Origin of the sequence: Actinosynnema sp. NPDC023658, from assembly GCF_040639995.1 — a bacterium.
Taxonomy (GTDB): Bacteria; Actinomycetota; Actinomycetes; order Mycobacteriales; family Pseudonocardiaceae; genus Actinosynnema.
In genome coordinates this window covers 1-6,364 of sequence record NZ_JBFAAX010000333.1, presented here as the reverse complement: position 1 = coordinate 6,364, position 6,364 = coordinate 1, and the positions used below count along the sequence as shown (strand labels likewise).

Annotated in this window: 7 protein-coding genes; 4 read left to right on the top strand and 3 right to left on the bottom strand. The window is 74.9% G+C overall.

Annotated features, from left to right (window positions below; all coding sequences use genetic code 11):
• The first annotated feature begins 50 nt into the window (after window positions 1–50).
• Window positions 51–941 carry a glycosyltransferase family 9 protein gene (locus AB0G02_RS25630; protein ID WP_360798197.1) on the top strand — a complete coding sequence of 297 codons (891 nt, stop codon included), beginning with the start codon at window positions 51–53 and terminating at the stop codon, window positions 939–941.
• Entirely contained in the window at window positions 899–2,185 is a 1,287-nt protein-coding gene (locus AB0G02_RS25625; protein ID WP_360798195.1) for a UDP-glucose/GDP-mannose dehydrogenase family protein, read from the top strand. Before AB0G02_RS25630 ends, AB0G02_RS25625 begins: the two co-directional genes overlap by 43 nt.
• 60 nt (window positions 2,186–2,245) lie before the next feature.
• Here AB0G02_RS25625 and AB0G02_RS25620 read toward each other — a convergent pair whose 3' ends face one another.
• Both AB0G02_RS25620 and AB0G02_RS25615 read right to left on the bottom strand, forming a co-directional pair.
• Entirely contained in the window at window positions 2,246–2,950 is a 705-nt protein-coding gene (locus tag AB0G02_RS25620; protein WP_360798193.1) for an ABC transporter permease, read from the bottom strand.
• A complete protein-coding gene (locus AB0G02_RS25615) occupies window positions 2,947–3,861 on the bottom strand; it encodes an ABC transporter ATP-binding protein (protein WP_360798191.1) in 915 nt (304 codons plus the stop codon). The genes AB0G02_RS25620 and AB0G02_RS25615 overlap by 4 nt, the downstream gene beginning before the upstream one ends.
• Window positions 3,862–3,969: 108 nt before the next feature.
• On the opposite strand from AB0G02_RS25615, the gene AB0G02_RS25610 reads away from it, so the two are divergent.
• Window positions 3,970–5,106, top strand: coding sequence for a histidine kinase (locus AB0G02_RS25610; RefSeq protein WP_360798189.1), 1,137 nt, complete (start codon window positions 3,970–3,972; stop codon window positions 5,104–5,106).
• Entirely contained in the window at window positions 5,103–5,705 is a 603-nt protein-coding gene (locus AB0G02_RS25605; protein ID WP_360798187.1) for a response regulator transcription factor, read from the top strand. Before AB0G02_RS25610 ends, AB0G02_RS25605 begins: the two co-directional genes overlap by 4 nt.
• Here AB0G02_RS25605 and AB0G02_RS25600 read toward each other — a convergent pair.
• Window positions 5,663–6,364, bottom strand: a 702-nt coding sequence (locus AB0G02_RS25600; protein ID WP_360798185.1) for an aldehyde dehydrogenase family protein, incomplete at its 5' end; no start/stop codon positions are given. The genes AB0G02_RS25605 and AB0G02_RS25600 overlap by 43 nt on opposite strands.

The window sequence follows — 6,364 nt, the reverse complement described above, 5'->3', positions numbered from 1 at the left end:
GGCGGGACCGGCGGTGCCGGGCGGGACGAGAGCGGTGGGGCGGTGCGGCGGTGAGGATCCTGGTGCTGCGTGCCCTGGGCCTCGGGGACTTGCTGACGGCCGTGCCCGCCCTGCGCGGGTTGCGCCGCGCGTACCCGGAGGCCGAGATCACCCTGGCCGCGCCCGCCTGGCTGGCCGACGTGGTGGCCCGGGTCGACGCGGTCGACCGGCTGCTGCCCACCGAGGGCCTCGTGCCCCTCGACTACGACTCGCCTGACCTCGCCGTCAACCTGCACGGGCGCGGTCCGCAGAGCACCGAGCTGCTCCGCGCCACCCACCCCGCCCGGCTGATCACGCACGGCGTGCACGTGCCGTGGCCCGCGCACCAGCACGAGGTGCTGCGGTGGTGCCGGTTGCTGGCTCAGTTCGGCATCGCCTGCGACCCGGGCGACCTGCACCTGCCGCCGTCGCCGCGCAACGACGCGATCGTCGTGCACCCCGGGGCGAGCCACGGCGCGCGTCGGTGGCCCGCGGAGCGGTTCGCGGAGGTGGCGCGCGCGCTGGGACCGGACGTGGTGGTGACCGGGAGTCCCGCCGAGGCCCCCCTGGTGCGCGAGGTGGCCCAGGGGCGCACGCGGACGGGTGATCTGGCCGGCTTGTTGGACCTGGTGGCCGGTGCCCGGCTCGTCGTCTGCGGTGACACGGGCGTGGCGCACGTCGCCACCGCCTACCGCACGCCGTCCGTGGTGCTGTTCGGGCCGGTGTCCCCCGCCGAGTGGGGACCGCGGTCGGGGCCGCACCGGGTGCTGTGGCACGGCACGACCGGTGACACGTTCGCCGACCGGCCCGACCCGGGCCTGCTCGACATCACCGCGGACGAGGTGCTGGACGCCGCGCGATCGCTACTGGGAGGTGGAACGTGGCCAGGATCGGCGTCATCGGCGCGGGCTATGTCGGGTTGACCACCGCGGCCTGCTTCGCCCGGCTCGGGCACACGGTCGTGTGCGCGGACGTGGACGAGGGGAAGGTCTCGGCGCTGAGCCGCGCGGAAGTGGGCGCGCACGAGCCGGGGTTGGCCGAGCTGGTCGCGGAGGGCCTGGGTGCCGGGCGGTTGCGGTTCGTGGTGGGCAACGAAAAGGCGTTGTCCGATGTGGACTTCGTGTTCCTGTGCGTGCCCACGCCGACCGGTCAGGACGGCGCCGCCGACCTCACCGCGGTGCACGCGGTGCTGGAAGAGGCGCGGGACGCGGTCGCGGCCGGCAGCGTCCTGGTGATCAAGTCGACGGTGCCCGCCGGCACGACGGAGCGGGTGTCGGAGCTGGTGGGCCGGGCGGACGTGCAGGTCGTGTCCAACCCGGAGTTCCTGCGCGAGGGTCACGCGGTGGACGACTTCCTGCGGCCCCAGCGGGTCGTGGTCGGGTCGGAGGCCGAGGACGCCGCGCGCCGGGTGGTGGCGCTGTACGCGGGGACCGGCGCTCCCGCGCTCGTCACCGGCAGCGCGAGCGCGGAGCTGGTGAAGTACGCGAGCAACTGCTTCCTGGCGATGAAGCTGTCCTACGTCAACAGCCTGGCCGAGCTGTGCGAGCAGGTCGGCGCGGACATCGGTGACGTGACCGAGGGGATGCGGCTGGACGACCGGATCGGGGCGTCGTTCCTCGAACCGGGTCCGGGTTGGGGTGGCTCGTGCTTCCCCAAGGACACCAGGGCCCTGCTGTCCACGGCGGAGGACGCGCGGGTCGACTTCCCGCTGCTGCGCGCGACCATCGGCACCAACGGCCACCAGGCGCAGCGCGTGGTCGGGATCGTGCGTGACGCGGTGGGCGGTTCGCTGGACGGCGTGCGGCTGGGACTGCTCGGGTTGACGTTCAAGGCGGGCACCGACGACCTGCGCGACTCCCCCGCCCTCGCGGTGGCGTCCCTGCTGGCGGAGGAGGGCGCGCGGTTGACCGGCTACGACCCGTGCGTGACGGCCGACTGCGGTCCGGTGCGGGTGCTCGGCTCGGCCGAGGCGGTGGCCGCGGACGCCGACGGGCTGGTGGTGCTGACCGAGTGGCCGGAGTTCGCCGAGCTGGACTGGCCGAACCTGGCGGCGGCGATGCACCGGCCGGTCATCGTCGACACCCGCAACCTGCTGCCCGGCGACAAGGTGGCCGAGGCTGGCTTCCACCTGGTCGCCCTGGGCCGCCCGACCGCGACGCGGCACTGAGGAGCCGACCCGGATCGTCCCCCTCGTCCGTGCGGCCGGACCTCTCCCCCGCCGGCCGAGCTAGCCGCGCGGGTCCCAGCGGAAGAAGCGCACCGCCGCGCCCACGCCTGCGGCGGCCCACACCAGCACGGACAGGGCGGCCGGCCCGACCTGCTCGGTCGGGCCGCCCCACGCGGCGCCGACCAGCGCGCCCAGGCCGGTGCCCGGAACCAGGAACACCGGGAGGTCCACCGCGCCGTTCGCCCCGAGCAGACCGCCGACGATCAGCGCGAAGAAGAACGGCGCGGTGGTGATCTGGGCCAACTCCGCGGTGCCGGTGACGCCGCTGGTGCCCACGCCCGCCGCGCAGGCGAGCACCACACCGCCCACCACCGCCACCGCGAGCAGCTCCGGCCGGGCGGGCAGCGGCGCACCCGCCGCCAGGCTGACGCCCAGCAGCAGGAACGCCTGCGCCAGGCCCAGCAGCACCACCGGCAGCAGGATCCCGGTCAGCACGACCACGTCCGACGCCGCACCCGTCCGCAACCGCTTGAGGTAGAGGTCCTGCCGACGCGCGGTCAACGCGGTCGTCACCGTCACGTAGACGGTGAAGCCGAACGAGAACAGCAGCTGGAGCGTGACGACCGCGGCCCAACCGCCGTGCTCGCCGTCCGTGGACAGCGGGAAGTACAGCCCCGCCGCCAGCGGCATCAGCACGGCCAGCACGGCGGCCGTCCGGTTGCGCAGCAGGAGCTTCAGCTCGGCCACGGCCAGTGCGGTGATCACGCCGCCACCACCTCCCCGCCCGTCCGGGCGTTGTGGAACACGTCTTCGAGCGACGCGTGGTGCGCGCGGATGCGGCCCAACCGCAGGCCGTCACGCCGCGCCCACGCCAGCAGCAGCGCGAGGTCGTCCTGGAGCTCGCCGGTCCGCACCTCGACCCGGCCGGACGGCCGGTGCACCACGTCGCCGGACAGCATCGGCAGCGCGTCGACGTCGAGCCGGTCGGGCAGGTCGAACGAGATGCGCGCGGGCTGGGCGGCGAGGACGTCGACCAACGCGCCGGACACCGCCACCAGCCCCTCGTGCAGGATCGCCAGCCGGTGCGCGAGCGACTCGGCCTCCTCCAGGTAGTGCGTGGTCAGCACGACGGTCGTGCCCTCGGCCAGCAGCCCGCGCACCACGTCCCACGTGCGCTGCCGCGACTCCGGGTCCAGCCCGGTCGTCGGCTCGTCCAGGAACAGCAGCTCGGGCCGGCCCAGCACGGCCAGCGCGAGGTCCAGCCTGCGCCGCTCACCGCCGGACAGCTGCTTGATCCGCACGTCCCGCCGGTGCGCCAGGTCCAGCCGCTCCAGCACGTCCTCGGTGGACCGCCGACCGCTCGTGGCGCCCCACAGCGCGACCATCTCCCGGGCCGTCAGGTCGGCCGGGAAGCCGCTGTCCTGCAGCATGATCCCGGTGCGCGAGCGGAGCGCCGCGCGTTCCCGGAACGGGTCGAGCCCGAACACCCGGACCGTGCCGCCGAACGGCGCGCGCAGCCCCTCCACGGCCTCCATGGTCGTGGTCTTGCCCGCGCCGTTCGTGCCGAGCAGCGCGAACAGCTCCCCCCGCCGGACCTCGAAGTCCACCCCGCGCACGGCTTCGAAGCCGCCGTAGCGGCACCTCAGGTCCGCCACGTCGATCACCGTTTCTCCCATGGCGACCATGCTGGTCGCGGCCGGGGTCGGCCCCCAGTGCCACCGCGCACCGGTCCGTGTGACAGATGTCAGCAGACAGCGGTGCGCCCGGCTCGTACATTCGCCGGTGTGACTCCCCTGAACAGGCTGCGCCGCTACACGTGGTGGTCGGTGGTGGCGGGCGGCCTCCTGGTCGCCGCAGGCGCCACGGGCGACCTGGTCGGGGGTGGTTACGGCCCGGCCAAGTCGGTGCTGGTGGCTGTCGCCGTGGCTGTGGTCGTCGTCCAGCACATCCGCTACCTCCACCAGGCGATGGGCGGGCTGGGCCGCGGCGAGAACCGGCCGTGGGAGCACGCGGCGACGTTCGCGGTGGCGCTGGCGGCGTGGGCGGTGATGAGCCGGACCGACGGGTTCCTCCCGGTCTGGGCGCTGTTGCCCGCTCTGGTGATCGCGCACGTCGGCGCGATCCTGCCGGCCCGTCGCCGGTGGCCCGCCGTGGCGGCGATGTCGGTGCTCGTCATCGCGACCGGTGGCGTGGTCGGCGGGGACGAGGCCTGGCCGTCGATGACCATGGCCGCGGTGATGATCGCCGGCTTGGTGCTCGCCGACCTGGCCCAGCTGTGGATCTGGCAGCTGGTGGTGCAGCAGGACGCGGGTCGCCGGACCGCCGAGGCGCTGGCCGTGGCCGAGGAGCGGCTGAGGTTCGCCGCCGACCTGCACGACATCCAGGGCCACCACCTCCAGGCGATCGCCTTGAAGGGCGAGCTGGCGCAGCGGCTGATCGGGCGGGACGACGAGCAGGCCCGGCAGCACGCGGGCGAGGTGGCGGAGCTGGCGCGGACCGCGCTGCGGGAGACGCGCGAGGTGGTGCAGGGCTACCGGCGGGCCAGCCTGGGCACGGAGATCACCAACGCGGTGGGCGTGCTGCGGGCGGCGGGCATCGAGACGACGGTCCGGGGTGACGCGGCGGGCGTGCCGCCGCCGTTGCAGCCGCTGTTCGGCGCGCTGGTGCGGGAGGGGACGACGAACGTGCTGCGGCACAGCCGGGCGCGGCGCTGCGACGTGTCGATCGACGTGGTCGACGGCCAGGTGTGCGTGCGGCTGCGCAACGACGGCGTGCGGATCGACGACGACGGGTCGGGCGGGTCCGGCGCGGGGTTGGCGGGGCTGCGCGAGCGGTTCGCCACGGTCGGCGGACGGGTCGAGGTCGGCCCGGCCGAACCGGAGGGGTTCGAGCTGGTCGGCCGGGCGGGGGTGGGTCGGTGATCCGGGTCGTGCTGGCCGACGACGAGGACCTGATCCGCGGCGCGCTGGCGGCGCTGCTGGAGCTGGAGGACGACGTCCGGGTCGTCGCCCAGGCCAGCGACGGTGACGCGGCGGTCGCGGCGGTGCGGGCCCACCGGCCGGACATCGCCGTGTTCGACCTGGAGATGCCCCGCCTCGACGGTGTCCTCGCGGCCGAGGCGGTGCGCGACCTGGACGGCGTCGCGGTGGTCATCGTGACCCGGCACGCGCGGCCCGGTGTGCTGCGGCGGGCGTTGAGCGCGGGCGTGCGCGGCTTCGTGCCCAAGACGACGCCGGCCGCGCAGCTCGCCTCGATCCTGCGGGACGTGCACGCGGGCAAGCGGTACGTGGACTCCGAGATCGCCGCCGCCGCGCTCACCGAGGGCGCGTGCCCGCTGACCGCGCGGGAGCTGGACGTGCTGCGGTACGCGCTGCGCGGCGGCACGGTCGCGGCCATCGCGGGCGAGGCGCACCTGGCCGCGGGCACGGTGCGCAACTACCTGTCGTCCGCGATGACCAAGCTCGGCGTGACCACCCGCTACGAGGCCGCCCGGTTGGCCTGGGACGAGGGCTGGATCTGACCGAGGTGCACGACCTTCACGGTCGTCATCTCGTCCAGCAGCTCCGGCCCGTAGCCGAACCCGGTGCCTGACATCCGGCGAGGCTGGGCGGCACCGCCCGGCGCACCGCCGAACACCGCGTTGACCTTCACGGTGCCGACCGGCAGGGACCGCCACGCCTGCTGCGCGTGGGCCATCGACCCGGTGAGCACGGTCGCGGCCAGGCCGTGCTCGTCCACGCACGCCTCGGCCAGGCCGTCCTCGAACGACGCCACCACGCGCACGGGCGCGACCGGCCCGAACGTCTCCTCCCGCATCACCCGCATGTCCGGCGTGCAGTGGTCGAGCACGGTCGCCGGGTAGTACGCGCCGTCGCGGTCCGGCACCTCGCCGCCGACCAGCGCCCGCGCGCCGTCCGCGACCGCCTCGGCCACGTGCGCGTGCACGTGCTCGCGCATCCGCAGGTCCACCAGCGGCTGCGGGTCGGCGTTCCAGCGGCGTGCCTCCTCGCACAGCGCCGCCAGGAACTCCTCGGCCACGGCCCGGTGCACGAAGATCCGCTCCACGGACGTGCACAGCTGGCCCGCGTTGGTGAACGCACCCAGCGCCGCCTGCCCGGCCGCCCACACCGGGTCGACGTCCTCGTCGACCAGCAGCGGGTCGTTGCCGCCGTTCTCCAG